The organism is Agrobacterium sp. lyk4-40-TYG-31, assembly GCF_030209855.1.
GTDB classification, from domain to species: Bacteria; Pseudomonadota; Alphaproteobacteria; order Rhizobiales; family Rhizobiaceae; genus Agrobacterium; species Agrobacterium vaccinii.
Map to the genome: position 1 here is coordinate 462990 of NZ_JARVRE010000005.1, position 17575 is coordinate 480564.

Consider the following 17575-nt stretch of genomic DNA (forward strand, 5'->3'; position numbering starts at 1 on the left):
CCTCACCCACTGATCTTCGAGAAGTCCGCAACCGTGCCCGTTGCTTCGCGGATGGCCTTCAGCAAAGCCAGGCGGTTGGCGCGGATGGCGGTGTCTTCGTCGTTGACGAGGACATCTTCGAAGAATTTGTCGACGGGCGCGCGCAGCGTTGAAAGCGCCTGCATGGCGGAGCGGAAGTCTTCCGTTTCGACCGCTTTGGCGGCATCGGCGGAGGCGGTCTTGATGGCGGCGTATAGCGCTTTTTCGGCGTCGAGCTTCAGCAGTTCTTCCGACACGCTGTCGGCCACCACGGTGCCCTTCTTTTCTTCCGCAGCCAGAAGCTGGGTGGCGCGCTTGGTGCCGGCCAGAAGGTTGATGCCATCCTGATCCGTCACGAAAGCCGTCAGTGCTTCGACTCGGCGAGCGACCATGAGGAGGTCGTCGGCCTCAGGTGTGAGCACGGCTTCGATGAGATCGTAACGTGCGCCGAGGTCGCGGAGGTAGACTTTCAGGCGGTCGTGGAAAAAGGACAGGAGGTCGGCGCGCTGCGTAGTCCCAAAGACTGAATGATGAATAACAACATCCTCACCCCTCTGTGCCGCCTCAATCATTTTTGGTCGCCACAGGGGAGAAATTGTTTTCCAAGCCCCCCTAGCAATCTCCGAACCCTTACTTTCGTTTGTTACGATTGCGATTGTATCATCGGACACCGTCTCTTCGTGAAAAGACATAATTTTATTTAACTCAACGCGAACATTGCGCTCCAAAATCATCCGCACAACGCCCAGCGCCGCACGGCGCAGCGCGAATGGGTCTTTCGAACCGGTCGGCTTTTCATCGATGGCCCAGAAGCCGACGAGGGTATCTAGCTTGTCGGCCAGAGCCACGGTCAGACCGACCTTGTCTTGCGGCAGACGGTCGGACGGGCCATTCGGCTTCCAGTGATCTTCGATGGCGGCGGCGACGCTTTCGTTTTCGCCCTGAAGGCTCGCATATTTGCGGCCCATCAGGCCCTGCAATTCGGGGAATTCACCGACGGCTTCGGTGCGCAGGTCGGCCTTGGCGAGAACCACGGCGCGGTCTACCAGATCGGCATCGGCACCGATGACAGGGGCAAGCTGCTTGGCCAGTTCACGGATGCGGGCGACGCGTTCGCCCTGCGTGCCGAGCTTGGCGTGGAAGGTCACGTTCAGCGCATCGAGCTTGGCCATGCGCTGGTCCAGCGGCTTTTTCAGGTCGAGGTCGAATTTCGCGGCGGATGCTTTCAGCGTTTCCAGGTCCGGCAGGTCGCCCTGGTCGCGGGTCCAGAAATGCTTGGCATCCGAGAGGCGGGCGCGCACGACCTTGCCGTTGCCGTGGATGATTTCCTTGCCGCCATCGATGGCTTGAATATTGGAGACCAGAATGAAGCGGTTGGACAGGCCTTCCGTCGCGCCTTGCGGGCGGGTGACGAAACACTTCTGGTTGGTCTTGATGGTGAGGCGGATGATTTCGGCGGGGATTTCGAGGTAATCTTCCTCGAAGGTGCCGATCAGCACCTGCGGCCATTCCACGAGGCCGGAGACTTCTTCGAGCAGGCCTTCGTCTTCCACGAGGTCGAGGCCGTTGGCGAAAGCCAGATCCTTGGCGTCATGCAGAATGATGTCCTTGCGGCGCTCGGCATCCAAGATGACCTTGGCCTTTTCGAGGCTCGAAACATAGTCCTCGAAGCGGCGCACGGTGATGGCTTCGGGCGCATGGAACCGGTGGCCATAGGTCACGTTGCTGGCCACGATGCCATCGATCTCGAAGGGAATGACCTGCGTTTCGTCGTGTTCGGGGCCGAACAGGCAGACAATGGATTGCAGCGGGCGCACCCAGCGCAGGCTTTCAGACCCCTTGCCCTCGATGCCGCCATAGGTCGAGCCCTTCGGCATAGAGGCCGGGCCGGAGCGCATGGATTTCGGCCATGCAAAGCCCCTGATAATGCCGGGCATCACCTCTGCAATGATTTCTTCTGCCGCACGGCCGGGCTTGTTGACGATGGCGATGTAGAAATCACCCTTCTTCGGGTCGGACACGACCTGCGCCTGCGCGATATCACTGAGGCCCGCGCCACGCAAAAAGCCTTCGATGGCCTTTTCGTTGGCATCGGTGCGGGGGCCTTTCTTTTCTTCTCGTACATCGGCAGAGCGCGCATTCAGCCCGCGAATATCCAGCGTCAGGCGGCGCGGCGTCCAATATTCGCGCGCACCCTCATAGGTCAGCCCTTTTTCCACCAGTGCATCGGTGACGAGCTTCTTCAGATCACCAGCCGCCTTCCGCTGCATGCGAGCGGGGATTTCCTCGGAGCGGAGTTCAAGCAGAAGATCGGGCATATCTATTTTCCGGTGTCATGGATTTTCGGTTGGCCTCTGCTAGCAAAATTTGCGGTGGATGCACAATGGTAATATCGGGTTGGACGTTGTGCCGTTGGCGGGATGGTAAGCCTCGGCGCCAGATCGCCCCCCTCTGGCCTTTCGGGTTGCTGCCGTTGCGCCCGATGTCCAGTGTCTCACTCTGCCCTCTCGAAGACTAGGGCAACCACACCCACCGCCCTCATGCTGAGGTGCTTTGACCGAAGGACAAAGCCTCGAAGCATCCGCCGCGCACTCTGCCCCAAGCCCGCAACCCCCGTCCTTCGAGGCTCCGGCTTCGCCTCCGCACCTCAGGATGAGGGTTGCTGCGTTGCATCCGGCATCCGACGACATGCATTCGTCCAACTCCGTTTCACCATCCCCCCTTTGTTTCTAGCAGGGTGGGCTGCCACACCCACCGCCTCATGCTGAGGTGCTTTGACCGAAGGGCAAAGCCTTGAAGCATCCGCCGCGTACTCTGCGCTCTCGTCCCGCAACCCTCGTCCTTCGAGGCCCCTGCGGGGCACCTCAGGATGAGGGTTGCTGCGGTGCATCCAGCATACGGCATCCGACGACATGCACTCATCCAACTCCGTTTCACCATTCCTCCTTTGTTTCTAGCAAGGTGGGTAGCCGCACCCACTGCCCTCATGCTGAGGTGCTTTGGCCGAAGGACAAAGCCTCGAAGCATCCGCCGCGCACTCCTGCCCCAAGCACGCAACCCGCGTCCTTCGAGGCCCCTGCGGGGCACCTCAGGATGAGGGTTGCTCTGTTGCGGCCCGCAGTCCAGTACCTTGCACCCAGCACCCAGCATCCAGCGACCAAAACCTCCCAATCCCATCACCATCAAAAACCCCAGCCACCGCTTACGCAAGCTTCGCCGTTCACGCGGCAGCGCCTGCCCGTGGTTTGCTTCATTCTCTGGTCCCATAACCATTCGCGGCCACGGATATGTCGGACGGGGCGCTGCAAGCTGCCTCGTTGGGTAGTTTAAGAATGGCACCTTTCAGCGCCCCGTTCGGCTCTTTTGGCCAAACAGCAATCCACTTGCCACGGCTGGCAGAGCCCGGACGGCGAAGGGGGAACCTTGCCGGAGAACCGGTCGGACGTGTTCAAGGTCCGACCCTTCCCATCCGGGTGGCGATGGCCTGTTGCCAGATCATCGCCCTACCAGTTCGGCTGCACCTGCCTTCGATTTGCCTCCGCGCCGATAATCAAGGGGCGGAAGGATCGATCCGTTTTTCGCAAGTTCCTCACCCGCCAGCCCCGGCCAGGTGTGCCCCTTGCGATCCGTCCGCGCTGTTTGCCAACAGCGCGGGGCAGATGCAGCGTGTTCCTGTGTACCGCCTGACTTTCGCTTCAATCTCCGTAGTCGCGTTCGACCAGAGGACGATGAGCTGTCGGTACACCCGGCGACCAAGCTCCTGGCGGATGCATCGCGGGTCACCAAGACGGTCAGTCTTGGCACCCGTGATGCGGCCAGGTCGGGCATCGGGAGGATGACACCGGCCGGTCCGAAACCGGTGTCGCCCTCCTCCCGTGCCGCCGGGGGGATTGCTGCTCGACCCCGATAGCAAAGAGGATGCGTAGCCTCTCTCCCACCAGCGCCGGTCCCGCCTCGCCGCAACGCCTTGCGGTGTATCCGAGGGCGGAACGGAGCAATTGTGCGGGTGATTCGCGCGTCATTGAGAAAGTTGCGGGAGGAATTTTGGGGTTTTTTGCGGGTTTTTGGGTAAGGGATTGATTTGGTTGGGAAGTATTTTTAGTTGAGAGGTTCGAGGGTGTGGGGTGGCGGCTCGATGGAAGCCAAGCCGGGTGCCGCTCACCCCCCCTCTGCCCTGCCGGGCATCTCCCCCACAAGGAGGGAGATCGACTCGTGGTTAGCTCCCGGCCATCTCGAAGGCTGCGGATAGATTGGTTAGCGTTCGGCTGTCCGATCTCCCCACCTGTGGGGGAGATGCCGGTAGGCAGAGGGGGGGAGCGGCATACTCTGCCCCAAGCCCGCAACCCTCGCCCTTCGAGGCTGCGGCTTCGCCTCCGCACCTCAGGATGAGGGATGCTGCCGTTGCAACCGGCATACGGCATCCTACGACATGCACTCATCCAACTCCGTTTCACCATTCCTCCTTCGTTTCTAGCAGGGTGGGTAGCCGCACCCACTGCCCTCATGCTGAGGTGCTTTGGCCGAAGGACAAAGCCTCGAAGCATCCGCCACGCACTCTGCCCCAAGCCTGCAACCCTCGTCCTTCGAGGCTGCGGCTTCGCCTCCGCACCTCTCCTTCGACAAGCTCAGGATGATGGATGCTACCGTTGTGCGACACTCTCAACTTATGCGAGGGAGTCCGGCTGCCACGCCCACCGCCCTCATGCTGAGGTGGCGCGAAGCGCCCTCGAAGCATCCGCCGCAGGCACCCTCCCCCACACAGAAGTTCTTGACCCGCAACCCTTCGCCGTGGCACCTGTCCGCATCCAAGGTGCGTCAAGCACTTACCGACAACAATCGATGGCCGTGATGACTGTAATGACCGACGTTCCAGACCATATGAACCCGAAGCGTTCCTTTCAGGCGCTGATCCTGACGCTGCACAATTACTGGGCCGACAAGGGCTGTGCGGTGTTGCAGCCTTATGACATGGAAGTGGGTGCGGGCACGTTTCACCCGGCAACGACGCTGCGGGCGCTGGGGCCGAAGCCGTGGAAGGCTGCTTATGTGCAGCCGTCGCGTCGTCCATCCGACGGGCGTTATGGTGAGAACCCCAACCGGTTGCAGCATTATTACCAGTATCAGGTCATTCTCAAACCCAACCCTTCCAATTTGCAGGAGCTATATCTCGGCTCGCTGAAGGCCATCGGGCTTGATCCGCTGCTGCATGACGTCCGCTTTGTGGAAGACGACTGGGAAAGCCCGACGCTGGGGGCCTGGGGTCTGGGTTGGGAGTGCTGGTGCGACGGCATGGAAGTGTCGCAGTTTACCTATTTCCAGCAGGTCTGCGGCATCGAATGCTCGCCTGTCGCCGGTGAGTTGACCTATGGTCTGGAGCGACTGGCCATGTATGTGCAGGGCGTGGACAATGTCTACGACCTGAACTTCAACGGCCGCGAAGGCGAGGAAAAGATTTCCTACGGCGATGTCTTCCTGCAGGCAGAGCAGGAATATTCGCGCCATAACTTCGAATATGCCGACACCGCCATGCTGCACCGCCATTTCATCGACGCCGAGAAAGAGTGCAAGGCGCTGCTGGATGCTGGTGCGCCCGGCGACAACGCCAACCAGATGCTGCACAAATGCGTGTTTCCTGCCTATGACCAGTGCATCAAGGCATCCCACGTTTTCAACCTGCTGGATGCGCGCGGCGTGATTTCCGTTACCGAGCGGCAGAGCTACATCCTGCGGGTTCGCACGCTGTCCAAGGCCTGCGGCGAGGCGTTTTTGATGACGGATGCCGGTGGTGCGAACTGGAATAAGGACGCGGCCTGACCGCATTCAGGCCGAGGCATTGATATCCGACCCATTGAGCGAAAGCTTTTTGCGATGGTTTTTAGGTTACTCTGTTTCGCAAGCCTTATCATTCTCTCTTACGCTATCGGCGCTGGCGCGGCGCCGCTGACATATGACTCGACGCGGATCGAGACACAGATCAACGGCCTACCGGTCGGGCTGGAAGCGTTTATTGCCAAACCTGCGATAAGCGGGCGCTTGCCGGTCGTGCTGATTACTCACGGAACCAGCAATACGCCGGAAAAGCTGGATGCCAGTGATGAACTCGGCAATTGGGCGCTGGATTTCGCCGCGCGGGGATATCTCGCAGTCGCGGTGTTGAGACAGGGTTATGGAAAATCTGACGGGACAGTCAACCAGAGTGGCGGCACCTGCGAAGTTCCGACGCCAGCTCTGGTCTTGCAGCGCGATGCCGACGACCTCGAAGGCGCTCTCAAGGCCATTGCCTTGCGTCCAGATGCAGATATGTCGCGTGTCGTTGCGGTCGGTCAATCGCGCGGCGGCAGCGCCGTGACCGCACTGTCTGCACGATCTAACGTGCATCTGTCTGCTGTCATCTCCGTGTCGGGTGGCGTCTATCACCTCGACAAGGGCGCGCAACCGCGACCTTTTCATGCTTATGACAATTGCGAGCGCTATCGTGACGCACTTATCGAGACAGTCAGCGGATATGCACGCACGGCTCACATGCCGCAGCTTTGGGCCTATGAGGAAAACGATCCGTGGTTTTCGCCCGATCTGGTGCAGGCGTTTCGACAGGGCTGGGAAAAAAGCGGCGGCAATGTCCAGGTGGCCATTTTTCCGCCGAGCGATATCAACGGACATCAATTGTTCTTTTCTGCCCAGGGGCGTGCCAGCCTCCATCCTCTCGTCGACGATTTTTTACGCCGCAACAATCTGCCAACGTGGAGCAAGACAGACACCGCAACGTTGCGGGCAACACTGAGGCCAGATCAGCAAAAAGATCTCCATGCGTATCTTGAAGGCGGCACCGCCGAGCGGGCGCTGGCCATCGCCACTGATGGAACCGGGCGCTTGCACTATAATGAGGGTCGCGCAATCAGCGATCGCGCCAGGCGCGACGCGCTGAAAACCTGCGAGGATCAGGAGCATAAAAGCTGCAAGCTGCTGATGGCGAATTTCGACCTATTGCCGCAAACCGTTTCGCATGACAAAAGCGAAGGACCGGAATAGGGTCACCCGCTTGCGGTTACAGGGAGGATATCGGAATGTACCTAGCTCTTGCCGCGATCGTCGCCATCGCCGTCTATGTCGTCTTCATCTATAACAGCCTCGTCACGGCGCGGCAGATGAAGGAAGAGGCGTGGTCGGGCATCGATGTGCAGTTGAAGCGCCGCGCTGACCTCATTCCCAACCTGATCGAGACCGTGAAAGGCTATGCGGCGCACGAGAAAAGCACCTTTGAGGAGGTGGTGGCCATGCGCAACCGCGCTCAGGCCGTGCCCGCTGGCGATGTCGAGGGGCGTGCGCAGGCGGAAGGGTTGCTGAGCCAGGCGCTGGGCAAGCTGTTTGCGCTGGCGGAAGCCTATCCCGATCTCAAGGCCAATCAGGGTTTTCTGGAATTGCAGAAATCGCTTGAGACCATCGAAGGTGAAATCCAGATGTCACGCCGATATTATAATGGTTCGGCACGCGATCTGAATGTGAAGGTGGAGAGCTTTCCTTCCAATCTCGTGGCACGCAATTTCGGCTTTGCCAAAGCACCGTTTTTCGAGATCACCAACGAGGCGGACCGCGCCGTTCCTACCGTAAAATTCTGAGCCAAAGAACCGGCCCCCGGCTGGTTGAGAAACGATAAAGCCATGATCGAACTGACCATTACCCCGCCCAACCATCCGCTGTCCGGCAAGGTAGAGCCGCCCGGTTCCAAATCCATCACCAACCGCGTGTTGCTGCTGGCGGGTCTCGCCAAAGGGCGCAGTGTGCTGACCGGCGCGCTGAAAAGCGATGATACGCTCTATATGGCCGAAGCACTGCGCGCCATGGGCGTTGATGTGACCGAGCCGGATGCGACAAGTTTCGTGGTGGAGAGCAGCGGCGTATTGATGGCACCGACCCAGCCGCTTTTCCTCGGCAATGCGGGAACGGCGACACGGTTTTTGACCGCGGCGGTGGCCTCCGTGGATGGCACCGTGGTTGTCGATGGTGACGAGCATATGCGCAAGCGGCCTATTCTGCCGTTGGTGGACGCGCTGAACGGGCTGGGCATCGAAGCGGAAGCGGCAACGGGTTGCCCGCCGGTGACGGTGAAGGGCAACGGACAGGGTTTTGTGAGGGATAGCGTCACCATCGACGCCAATCTTTCTAGTCAATATGTGTCCGCGCTGTTGATGGCCGCACCCTGTGGGGCAAAGCCGCTGGATATCATTCTGGCGGGTGAGGACATTGGCGCCAAGGGTTATATCGACCTGACCGTGTCTGCCATGGAAGCCTTCGGCGCGACGGTTGAGCGGGTGAGCAATGCCATCTGGCGCGTGCACCCAACCGGCTATAAGGCCACCGATTTTCACATCGAGCCGGATGCCTCCGCTGCCACCTATCTCTGGGGTGCGGAACTGCTGACGGGTGGCAAGATCGATATCGGTACGCCTGCGGATGCGTTTACGCAGCCGGATGCCAAGGCCTATGCCGTGATGTCGCAGTTTCCCAACCTGCCTGCGGAAATCGATGGCAGCCAGATGCAGGATGCCATTCCGACGATTGCGGTTCTGGCGGCTTACAACACGACGCCGGTGCGCTTCGTGGGCATTGCCAATCTGCGGGTGAAGGAATGCGACCGCATCCGGGCGCTGTCGCTTGGTCTCAACGGCATCCGCGAAGGTTTGGGGGAAGAGGATGGCGACGATCTGATCGTGCATGCCGATCCTGAGCTGGCCGGACAAACGGTGTCTGCCTCCATCGATACGTTCCACGATCACCGCATTGCCATGAGCTTTGCGCTGGCGGGTTTGAAGACCGGCGGCATCGCCATTCAGAACCCGGCTTGCGTGGGCAAGACCTATCCCGGCTACTGGAAGGCGCTGGCTTCGCTGGGTGTGGATTACAGCGAAACCGGACAGGACTGACGCTCAGAAAGGACCGCCCGTGAAGACCATTGCTGCGAGATGTCTTGCACTTTTCGTCTTCATGCTTGCGGCCCTGCCCGCGGCGGCTGAGGAGTTTATCAGCTCTTATCATTCGGTGGTGGATGTTGCCAAAACCGGTGAGCTGACGGTGACGGAGACGATTACGGCGCGGGCCGAGGGCAACCGGATCAAGCGCGGTATTTTCCGCGATTTTCCGCTCTATGCGCTGGACAAGAACGGCAGCCGCACCAAGGTCGGCTTCAAGGTTCTGTCGGTGGAGCGAGATGGCGCTTCAGAAGACTGGCGCACCGAAAGCATCGATGGCGGCATTCGCATTTACACCGGCAACGCCGACCGGTTTCTGCCCACCGGTGATCATGTTTTCCAGATCACCTACACCACCGACCGGCAAATCCGCTATTTCGACACCTATGACGAGTTGAGCTGGAACGTGACCGGCAATGGCTGGCAGTTTCCGATGCGCGACATCTCGGCCACCGTCTCCCTGCCTGAAAACGTGACGCCGACCGACACCGCCGTTTTCACCGGACCTCTCGGTTCGAAGGGTAAGGATGCCCGCATCATGACCGAGGGCAACGAGGTGTTCTTTGCCTCCACCCGCCCCTTCTATCAGGGCGAAGGCATGACGATTGCGGTGAAGTTGCCGAAGGGTGTGATCGACGCGCCGACGGCTGCGCAGGCGCGGAGCTGGTGGTTGCAGGACCATTTGGGCTCGGTGCTGGGTGTTTCCGGCTTCATAATCATCCTGTTTTATTATTACCGGGCATGGTCGGCTGTTGGCCGCGACCCCGCCAAGGGCATCATCGTGCCGCGTTGGGATGCGCCGGAGGGATTGTCGCCTGCGCTCGTCAACTACGTCGATAATCACGGATTTTCCGAGAATGGCTGGACAGCGTTTTCCGCAGCATCGCTCAACCTTGCGGTCAAAGGCTATGTTGTGCTGGAGGATTTGAAGAATTCGCTCATCATTCGCCGCACCGACAAGCCAATCGACGGTAAGTTACAGGCGGGTGAAGCAAAGATCATTAGTACGGTCGATGAACCGGGCATGACATTCGAGATCAACAAGAAAAACGGCTCGCGGGTCGTATCGCTCGGCAATGCTTTTCGCAAATCCATCGAAACGGAACATAGTGGCAAATATTACCATGCCAATGCTGGCTTCATCGCCTTAGGCGTTGGCATGTCCTTCTTCATCGTCTTCGCCGTTGTGGTGTTCGGCAATTTCGAACCGGAAGCTCTTGTTGCGATGTTCGTCATCGGCATCCTGTCCTTCATCGGCACGGGTTTTGCACTTGTCTTCGGGAAATCGTTGACGCGAGGTGGCTCCTTACTCAAGCGCATCGGGATGATCGTCGTTCTGGCGCTGGTGGGGTCTATGCTGATCTCCGGTATTGGCGGTGCGATCAGTGTCTTCTCGGTGGACGCACTAGAAGCGCTGCATTTACCAGCCATCATGTCCGTCGCCGGTATCATCGCCACCAACATCGTGTTCCTGATGCTGATGGGCGCACCGACGCCGCTGGGGCGCAAGCTGATGGACGGCATCGAGGGCCTTCGGCTTTACCTAACGGTGGCTGAGAAAGACCGGATGAACATGCAGGGCGCGCCGCAAATGTCGCCGCAGCATTTCGAGACGCTGCTGCCTTACGCTGTGGCGCTGGGCGTGGAAAAGCCCTGGAGCGAGGCGTTCGAGACGTGGTTGGCAGATGCGAAGGCTGGAGAATATTCGCCGGGATGGTACAGCGGTAACTACAGCAATTTCGGAACCCGCATCGGCGGCTTCTCCTCGTCCATGGCATCGACAATCGCCTCAACGATACCGGCACCAGTCAGCTCGTCTTCATCGAGCTTTTCCGGTGGCGGCGGGTCGTCGGGGTCTGGAGGTGGTGGGGGTGGAGGCGGCGGCTGGTAGGCGGCCTCTGCGACGAGGGTTAGACCTCGTCTTCCTTTTTAACGCGGTATTCGCCCGTGGTGGGATCTTTGATCAGCGTGCCGGTGGCGCCGGTCTCACGCTCTTTTTCCTGCCGTTTGGTCTTCTCGGACAGTTTTTTCGCATCGCCGACGAAACGTTTGTAAAGAATGATCGCCCCGAACATGAGTAGGGCGAGCGTTATCAATTGGGCCATCTATCGTTTGTCCATCAAAAACCGTAACGGGCCCACAATGCCTTTTCTTCCGCCACTTCCGCAAGCCCCGAGGCGGCGGATGCGGCGATGGATTGGGCGTGGAGATCGACGCCCGGCAGTTTCTTGCCGAAGAAATTGCGCGCGCCGCTGACCAGTTGCAGCTTGACCTTGTCGCCGTAGCGACGACGAAGGACGTCGCGCATGTCGCCCAGGCCATCGATAAGGCCGAGATCGAGGCCGCGCATGCCGGTCCAGAACAGGCCGGAGAAAATCGCCGGATCGTCCTTCAGTTTCGCACCACGGCGCAGCTTGACCATGTCGATGAAAACATTGTGGATTTCCAGCTGGAGCGATTTCAGATATTCGATATCGCCTTCCTTTTCGGGCTGGAAGGGATCGAGGATCGCCTTGTTCTGGCCTGCCGTATAGACACGTCGTTCAACGCCGATCTTCTTCAGCATTTCAGGAAAGCCGAAGCCGCCCGAGACGACACCAATGGAGCCGACGATGGAGGTGGGGTCGGCAATGATCTCATCCCCCGCCAGCGCAATCATGTAACCGCCGGATGCCGCCACATCCTCCACGAAGATCAGCACCTTCTTGTTCTTCTCCTCGGCCAGTTGGCGGATGCGGTTGTAGATCATCCGCGACTGGACGGGCGAGCCGCCAGGGGAATTAAGCGTAATGGCAACGACGGGTGCTTCCTTCATGCCGAACGCCTTGTCCAGCAGTGGGGCGTAGGAGGCCAGATTGAGCGCCGGACGAAACTGACTGCCGCCTGCCATGATCGCGCCATGCATGCGCACCACGGGAATGATCAGCTCCGTCTTACGAAACCGCTTGGGCACCAGTCGCTTCAAAATTCTGGCCATTTTATCCTCATCGTCATTCCTATTGGAACCGATGTGGGTATGGCGGGGGCAAAGACAATGGCGGGGGTGGTGATAATTTGGTGAGGGGTGGGTGGGTGCTTGAACGACATCATGCGATTTGCCCGCAACCCTCGTCCTTCGAGGCTCCGGCTTCGCCTCCGCACCTCTCCTTCGACAAGCTCAGGATGATGGATGAGGGTTGCTCCGTCGAGCTCGTGGCTCGCGTCGCCTGACTGCTAGCGTCACAACAACGCTGAATAAGATGCCGCAGCGTCTCTCCACCCTTCATACCACTGCCCGCAACCCTCGTCCTTCGAGGCTTCGGCTTCGCCTCCGCGCCTCAGGATGAGGGTTGCTGCGTCGAGCCCTTGGCTTCGCTCTATATCACGTCTCGTGCATAGCTTTCTGTTGGTGGTCAAATCGCGACTTGGTTCCGTAGCGGTAGCAGCCCTCACCCTGAGGTGCCCCGCAGGGGCCTCGAAGGGCGGGGCTGCGGGCGGAAGCCGAGGGATGCCGCGACGTCTCTCCGCCCTTATACCACTTGCCCGCAACCCTCGTCCTTCGAGGCTCCGGCTTCGCCTCCGCGCCTCAGGATGAGGGTTACTACCGTCGGAGCCCGTGGCTCGGCGCTATATCACGTCTCGTGCATAGCTTTCTGTTAGTGATGAAATCGCGACTTGGTTCCGCAGCGGTAGCAGCCCTCACCCTGAGGTGCCCCGTAGGGGCCTCGAAGGGCGGGGGCTGCGGGTTGTTTTGCTCCAAAGGCCGGAATACTGGCAGTTTTCAGTATTGAATTGACTGTAATGACTTGGCAGAATTCCCGCCATGGAAGTAACCGTTTATATCGTTCGTTGCTGCGATGGATCGTATTATACCGGACTGACGAAGCAGTCTGTCGAAGCCCGCCTTTGTGAACACAACGCTGGTATCTATGATGGATATACCTCCAAACGACGCCCGGTGGAGCTGGTGTTTACTGAGACCTACGACCGCATTATCGACGCCATTGAGCGAGAGCGCCAGATCAAGGGCTGGTCGCGGCGCAAGAAGGAAGCGTTGATTGCGATGGCCTATGAGACGCTGCCGGAGCTTTCGCGCAGGGGACCTGCCTTGGCTAAGGCTTGAACCAGTGGCCGCCCCCGATGGTTCGAGGCTCCGCCCTACGGGCTACGCACCTCACCATGAGGGTGGAGAGACGTTACGGCATGAAGATTGCTGGGTTCCGACCGCCCGCAACCCTCGTCCTTCGAGGCTACGGCTTTGCCTCCGCACCTCAGGATGAGGGCTGCTACCGTCGCGCCCTGGCTGTTGGTCCACAACTGCGATGCTAGTTATGAGGGTTGCTGCCTCTTGCCCGGCGTATTTGCATCATTCCTTCCATACCCCACCCGCCCATTGCTCAAATCATCCACCACCGACAAAAACGCGTGACTTCCATCCTCATGCATCGTCAGCGGCGCGCGAAATGTGAGCCTTGCGCGGGACCCCTTTATCGCGGTCACCAGCATGCGCACCGCGTCTTCGCCGACTCGCGGGTGGACGAGGGTGATTTCGAGGCTGCCGAAGCGGCGGCCGCAGGCGGTTATGATGTCGGAGATGGATTGGGGGCGGGCGATGAGGGAGAGTTGGCCGCCGGGGATCAGGATGGCGGCGGCGGTTCTGAGCCAGTGTTCAAAGAGATCGTCGGTCATGGCGTGGGCGGTGGCTTTGAGCGCGTCCGGAGTTCTGCGGTCGCCTGCGTCGTTATAGGGCGGGTTCATGATGACGTGGTGGAAATGGTTGTCGAGCAGCCCCGCGTTCCTGCGGGCGTCGGCGCGCAGGGTGACATCCGCCTGTTGGACGCGGACGCGGGGCGCAAAGGCCTTGTTGGCGGGAAGTTGCAGACTGCGCTGCGCAAAATCCACCATCTCCGGCGAAAACTCGAACAGCGTGACGTCAGCTTTTTCCAGACGCGATGCCACCGCCATGCCTGCGGCACCGGCCCCGGCGCCCAGATCGGCAACGCGACATTGGGCATCATCAACCACCAGAGAGGCCAGCAGCATGGCATCCATGCCTGCCCTGTGGCCCCTGCCCTTGGGTTGCACGATCTCGAAGCGACCGCGATGAAACGCATCGACTGTTTCGGAAACGGTTGCCGCCATGGCGTTTCAGGCCTTGTCTTCGCGCAGCTCGTCAGCCAGTCCGGCATCCGTCAGAATGCGGCGTGCTTCATCGCCCCGGTCCTCTTCCACCAGAAACCGTCTGGGCAGCAGCCCGAGCGAACCTTCGAGAATGCTCATGCCCTGATCGGCGATGAGGCTGTGAATGCCTGCGTCCTTCATGAGGCTCTGTGCGAAGGACAGAAGAACGGCGTCGTTTGTACGGATCAGTTCACGCATAGGTCAGTTTCCACCCTAAATCCCATCTTTTTGAACTGCATGAGGCAATTCGCCCCTTGCCGCTTGCACCGGCGCTTTCTATTGTCGGCCCCAATATCGAACAGGAGTCCGGTCCGTTGGGCGTCGTCATACCGCTTGAAGAAAGCAAAAACAAACTCGCATCCGTCACGCCGCTTGTCGACCTGACCCGTCCAGACATGGAAAGGGTTAACCAGCTTATTCTTTCCAAAGCCGGTTCCGATGTCCAGATGATACCCGAAGTGGCGAACCACCTGATCTCCTCCGGTGGAAAGCGCCTGCGCCCGATGCTGACCCTCGCATCCGCTGCCATGTTTGATTACAAGGGCGACCATCACATCAAGCTGGCGACCAGTGTGGAGTTCATGCACACGGCCACGCTGTTGCATGACGACGTGGTGGATGAAAGCGATCTGCGCCGCGGCAAGTCCACGGCACGCACCATCTGGGGCAACCAGGCCAGCGTGCTCGTCGGCGACTTCCTGCTGGGCCAGGCCTTCCGCATGATGGTGGATGTCGGTTCGCTGGATGCGCTGGATGTGCTGTCCACCGCGGCTTCCGTGATTGCCGAGGGCGAGGTTCTTCAGCTTTCCGTTGCCAAGAACATGGAAACCACCGAGGACGATTATCTCCAGGTCATTCGCGCCAAGACCGCTGCTCTCTTTGCTGCTGCCGCCGAGGTTGGCCCGATCGTTGCCAAGACCGACAAGGCCACTCGCAGCGCGCTGAAATCCTACGGCATGAACCTCGGCCTTGCCTTCCAGCTGGTGGACGATGTGCTGGATTACGGCGGCAAATCTGCTGATCTGGGCAAGAACACCGGTGACGATTTCCGCGAGGGCAAGATCACGCTGCCGGTCATTCTATCCTATCGTCGTGGCACGGTGGAGGAGCGCGAATTCTGGAAACGCGCCATCGAGCAGGGCGAAAGCACGGATGCAAATCTGGAAACGGCGCTGGGCCTTATCAAGAAATACAATGGTCTGGCCGACACCATCACCCGCGCCAACCACTATGGCACCATTGCCCGCGACGCGCTGGCGCCTCTGCCGAAAAGCCCGTGGAAGAACGCCCTGATGGAAGTCATCGATTTCTGCATCGAGCGTGTGAACTGATAACGGAGAGCATCGCGGATTGATCATATGCGCGATGCCGAAATTTCCGGCAGTTCGAATATCAGTGGCAGATTTTCTTGCGGGGCTGCTTCAAAAAAGCCATTCTGTCGTGACGTGGTGCGTCATCGTCTGAATCGGCCTCGATTCAGACATTCGATTCCCGCCAAAGCCATACAGCGTCCAGGTGCCGCAAGGTGCACCGAACTGTAGGGTGCAACGGATTTTTCGGTGCTTATGCACAAGAGCAAAGGTTTCTTCATGCGGCGCAAATCAGCATTTCGTCTTCTCTGCGGTGCGGCTTTCATTGCCGCCCTTTCCCTCGGCGCTGGCCAGCAGGCCGCATTTGCCGAGACGAAACCGGCAGAAAAAGCACCTGATGCCGTCACTTTTAATCCCGATAAGGTCAACACTTTCTCCGGCGCGTTTCTTGCTGCACGCACGGCAGATGTCGATCAGGATTTCGCGACAGCCATCACGCTCTACAAAAAGGCGCTGGAATTCGATACCGCCAACGTGGAAATCCGCCAGCGCCTGATGATTGCGCAGCTGCTGAGCGGTGATTTCGAGGCCGGGGCCAAGATTGCCGATAGCCTCAAGGACGATTCGTCTGTGGAGCGCGTCACCACCATCGTGCGGGCACTGGCTGCCATCAAGCACAAGGAATTTTCCAGCGCGGAAAAAATTCTGAAATATACCGGCCCCAACGATCTGGACCGCATGGTCAATACGCTGCTGACGGCCTGGTCCCGCGCTGGTGCCGGCAAGGGCAAGGAAGCCCTGGCGCTGGTCAACGGCATGAAGGGTCCGGGCTGGATTTCCATTTTCCAGAAATATCATGCTGGCGCGATTGCGCTGGTGACCGGCAACACGGAAGCGGCCCGCAAGAACCTGAACGACGCCGTGGCCGACCGTGAAGGCGGTGCGACCGCAACCGATACCTACATGCGCGCGGTGATGGCGCTGGCGCGGCTGGAGGCCAAGGCTGGCAACAAGCAGAAGGCGCTGGACACGATTTCCGTCGGCGACAACTTCGCGCCGAACTATGCGCCGCTGAAGGCGCTGCGCCAGAGCATCGAAAAGGGTGAAAAGCCAGATCAGCAGGTTCAGACCGCCATCGAGGGTGCCGCTTCGGTAATGTTCTCCATCGCCGGTGCGTTGAACCGCGAAGGTGCCGAAGAGATCGTTACGCTCTACCTTCAAACATCCCGCGCGCTCGATCCGCAAAGCGCAGATACACTGATTTTGCTGGGTGGCCTCGCGGAAGCGCAGAAGCAACCGGAACGCGCCATTGCGTTCTATCGCGAAGTGCCTGACGATTCGCCCATGCACCGCATTTCGGAGTTGCAGCTGGGCCTGACGCTGGCGCAGACGGACAAGGTGGATGAGGCGCGCCAGCACCTGCGCTCGCTGCTGGAATCCGACCCGACCGATCTGCGCTCCTATCTCGCCTATGGCTCTGTCCTGTCGGATGCCAAGGACTATGCGGCGATGGCGGCCAATTACGACAAGGCTGTCGAGGTCATCGGCGCCGTGCCGAAGAAAACCGACTGGACCATATTCTTCCAGCGCGCCATTGCCTATGAGCGCCTGAAGCAGTGGGACAAGGCGGAGCCGGATTTCAAGCGCGCACTTGAGTTGAACCCGGAACAGCCGCAGGTTCTGAATTATCTGGGATATTCCTGGGTGGACAAGAACCTCAATCTCGATCAGGCGATGGATATGATCCGCCGCGCGGTGGAGCTTCGCCCGAATGACGGCTACATCGTCGATTCGCTCGGCTGGGCCCATTTCCGTCTCGGTGCTTTCGATGAGTCGGTGACCGAGCTGGAACGCGCCATCGAACTGCGCGCCGGTGACCCGACGATCAACGACCATCTGGGCGATGCCTATTGGCGCGTCGGTCGCAAGATCGAAGCGGTCTACCAGTGGAACCGCGCCCTGATTGGCGATAGCGATGATGTCGACAAAGCCAAGGTCAAGGAAAAGATCGCCAACGGCCTGCCGCCTCTGGAAAAGGATGCGGAAAACACCGCCAAGAAGGAACAGGCACCGCCACAACCGGTTGCGCCCTCCCCTGCCCCGGACAAGAAGTCTTAAGGC

At 59.6% G+C, this 17575-nt stretch carries 13 protein-coding genes; 8 read left to right on the top strand and 5 right to left on the bottom strand.

Going from position 1 to position 17575, the window contains the following annotated elements; translation table 11 throughout:
- Positions 1 to 2 precede the first annotated feature (2 nt).
- Positions 3 to 2336: a glycine--tRNA ligase subunit beta gene (glyS, locus tag QRN55_RS12670; protein WP_284776951.1), complete on the bottom strand. Its 2334-nt coding sequence runs from the start codon at positions 2334 to 2336 to the stop codon at positions 3 to 5.
- 2539 nt (positions 2337 to 4875) lie between these two features.
- Here glyS and QRN55_RS12675 point away from each other — a divergent pair.
- From QRN55_RS12675 to QRN55_RS12695, 5 genes are read left to right on the top strand one after another with little or no spacing between them, the layout of a single operon-like run.
- Positions 4876 to 5832 (top strand): glycine--tRNA ligase subunit alpha, encoded by a 957-nt coding sequence (locus tag QRN55_RS12675; RefSeq protein WP_111840739.1) that lies wholly within the window; start codon positions 4876 to 4878, stop codon positions 5830 to 5832.
- A 54-nt stretch (positions 5833 to 5886) separates the two neighbouring features.
- Complete coding sequence (locus QRN55_RS12680) at positions 5887 to 7047, top strand: alpha/beta hydrolase family protein (protein WP_284776952.1); 1161 nt, start codon at positions 5887 to 5889, stop codon at positions 7045 to 7047.
- Positions 7048 to 7082: 35 nt separating this feature from the next.
- Positions 7083 to 7634: a LemA family protein gene (locus tag QRN55_RS12685; RefSeq protein ID WP_284776953.1), complete on the top strand. Its 552-nt coding sequence runs from the start codon at positions 7083 to 7085 to the stop codon at positions 7632 to 7634.
- A gap of 42 nt (positions 7635 to 7676) precedes the next feature.
- The gene (aroA, locus tag QRN55_RS12690) at positions 7677 to 8939 is read left to right on the top strand and encodes a 3-phosphoshikimate 1-carboxyvinyltransferase (protein ID WP_284776954.1); all 1263 of its coding nucleotides are present in this window, start codon (positions 7677 to 7679) and stop codon (positions 8937 to 8939) included.
- Between the two features lie 19 nt (positions 8940 to 8958).
- Positions 8959 to 10875, top strand: a complete 1917-nt coding sequence (locus QRN55_RS12695) for a DUF2207 domain-containing protein (protein WP_284776955.1) — start codon at positions 8959 to 8961, stop codon at positions 10873 to 10875.
- A gap of 19 nt (positions 10876 to 10894) precedes the next feature.
- Here the strand turns inward: QRN55_RS12695 and QRN55_RS12700 are convergent, their stop codons facing one another.
- Together QRN55_RS12700 and QRN55_RS12705 are read right to left on the bottom strand one after the other, a co-directional pair.
- A complete protein-coding gene (locus QRN55_RS12700; RefSeq protein ID WP_077103523.1) occupies positions 10895 to 11089 on the bottom strand; it encodes a hypothetical protein in 195 nt (64 codons plus the stop codon).
- A 14-nt stretch (positions 11090 to 11103) separates the two neighbouring features.
- Positions 11104 to 11961, bottom strand: coding sequence for a S49 family peptidase (locus QRN55_RS12705; RefSeq protein WP_284776956.1), 858 nt, complete (start codon positions 11959 to 11961; stop codon positions 11104 to 11106).
- 825 nt (positions 11962 to 12786) lie between these two features.
- Between QRN55_RS12705 and QRN55_RS12710 the strand changes: the two genes are divergently transcribed.
- Positions 12787 to 13086 (top strand): GIY-YIG nuclease family protein, encoded by a 300-nt coding sequence (locus tag QRN55_RS12710; protein ID WP_284776957.1) that lies wholly within the window; start codon positions 12787 to 12789, stop codon positions 13084 to 13086.
- A gap of 206 nt (positions 13087 to 13292) precedes the next feature.
- On the opposite strand, the gene QRN55_RS12715 is transcribed toward QRN55_RS12710, so the two are convergent.
- On the bottom strand, positions 13293 to 14105 hold the full coding sequence (locus tag QRN55_RS12715; RefSeq protein WP_284776958.1) for a tRNA1(Val) (adenine(37)-N6)-methyltransferase: 813 nt from the start codon (positions 14103 to 14105) through the stop codon (positions 13293 to 13295).
- A 6-nt stretch (positions 14106 to 14111) separates the two neighbouring features.
- Positions 14112 to 14342, bottom strand: coding sequence for a putative signal transducing protein (locus QRN55_RS12720; protein ID WP_065699697.1), 231 nt, complete (start codon positions 14340 to 14342; stop codon positions 14112 to 14114).
- 116 nt (positions 14343 to 14458) lie between these two features.
- Here QRN55_RS12720 and QRN55_RS12725 point away from each other — a divergent pair, with 116 nt between their 5' ends.
- A complete protein-coding gene (locus tag QRN55_RS12725) occupies positions 14459 to 15475 on the top strand; it encodes a polyprenyl synthetase family protein (RefSeq protein WP_045232878.1) in 1017 nt (338 codons plus the stop codon).
- A 258-nt stretch (positions 15476 to 15733) separates the two neighbouring features.
- On the top strand, positions 15734 to 17572 hold the full coding sequence (locus QRN55_RS12730) for a tetratricopeptide repeat protein (protein WP_284776959.1): 1839 nt from the start codon (positions 15734 to 15736) through the stop codon (positions 17570 to 17572).
- Positions 17573 to 17575: the final 3 nt, after the last annotated feature.

Excerpts from the sequence above, each read along its gene's own strand:
- QRN55_RS12685 (WP_284776953.1), top strand. The coding sequence starts at position 7,083 with ATGTACCTAGCTCTTGCCGCGATCGTCGCCATCGCCGTCTATGTCGTC.
- aroA (WP_284776954.1), top strand. The coding sequence starts at position 7,677 with ATGATCGAACTGACCATTACCCCGCCCAACCATCCGCTGTCCGGCAAG.
- QRN55_RS12675 (WP_111840739.1), top strand. The coding sequence starts at position 4,876 with ATGACCGACGTTCCAGACCATATGAACCCGAAGCGTTCCTTTCAGGCG.
- QRN55_RS12700 (WP_077103523.1), bottom strand. The coding sequence starts at position 11,089 with ATGGCCCAATTGATAACGCTCGCCCTACTCATGTTCGGGGCGATCATT.
- QRN55_RS12705 (WP_284776956.1), bottom strand. The coding sequence starts at position 11,961 with ATGGCCAGAATTTTGAAGCGACTGGTGCCCAAGCGGTTTCGTAAGACG.
- glyS (WP_284776951.1), bottom strand. The coding sequence starts at position 2,336 with ATGCCCGATCTTCTGCTTGAACTCCGCTCCGAGGAAATCCCCGCTCGC.
- QRN55_RS12720 (WP_065699697.1), bottom strand. The coding sequence starts at position 14,342 with ATGCGTGAACTGATCCGTACAAACGACGCCGTTCTTCTGTCCTTCGCA.
- QRN55_RS12710 (WP_284776957.1), top strand. The coding sequence starts at position 12,787 with ATGGAAGTAACCGTTTATATCGTTCGTTGCTGCGATGGATCGTATTAT.
- QRN55_RS12730 (WP_284776959.1), top strand. The coding sequence starts at position 15,734 with ATGCGGCGCAAATCAGCATTTCGTCTTCTCTGCGGTGCGGCTTTCATT.
- QRN55_RS12715 (WP_284776958.1), bottom strand. The coding sequence starts at position 14,105 with ATGGCGGCAACCGTTTCCGAAACAGTCGATGCGTTTCATCGCGGTCGC.
- QRN55_RS12680 (WP_284776952.1), top strand. The coding sequence starts at position 5,887 with ATGGTTTTTAGGTTACTCTGTTTCGCAAGCCTTATCATTCTCTCTTAC.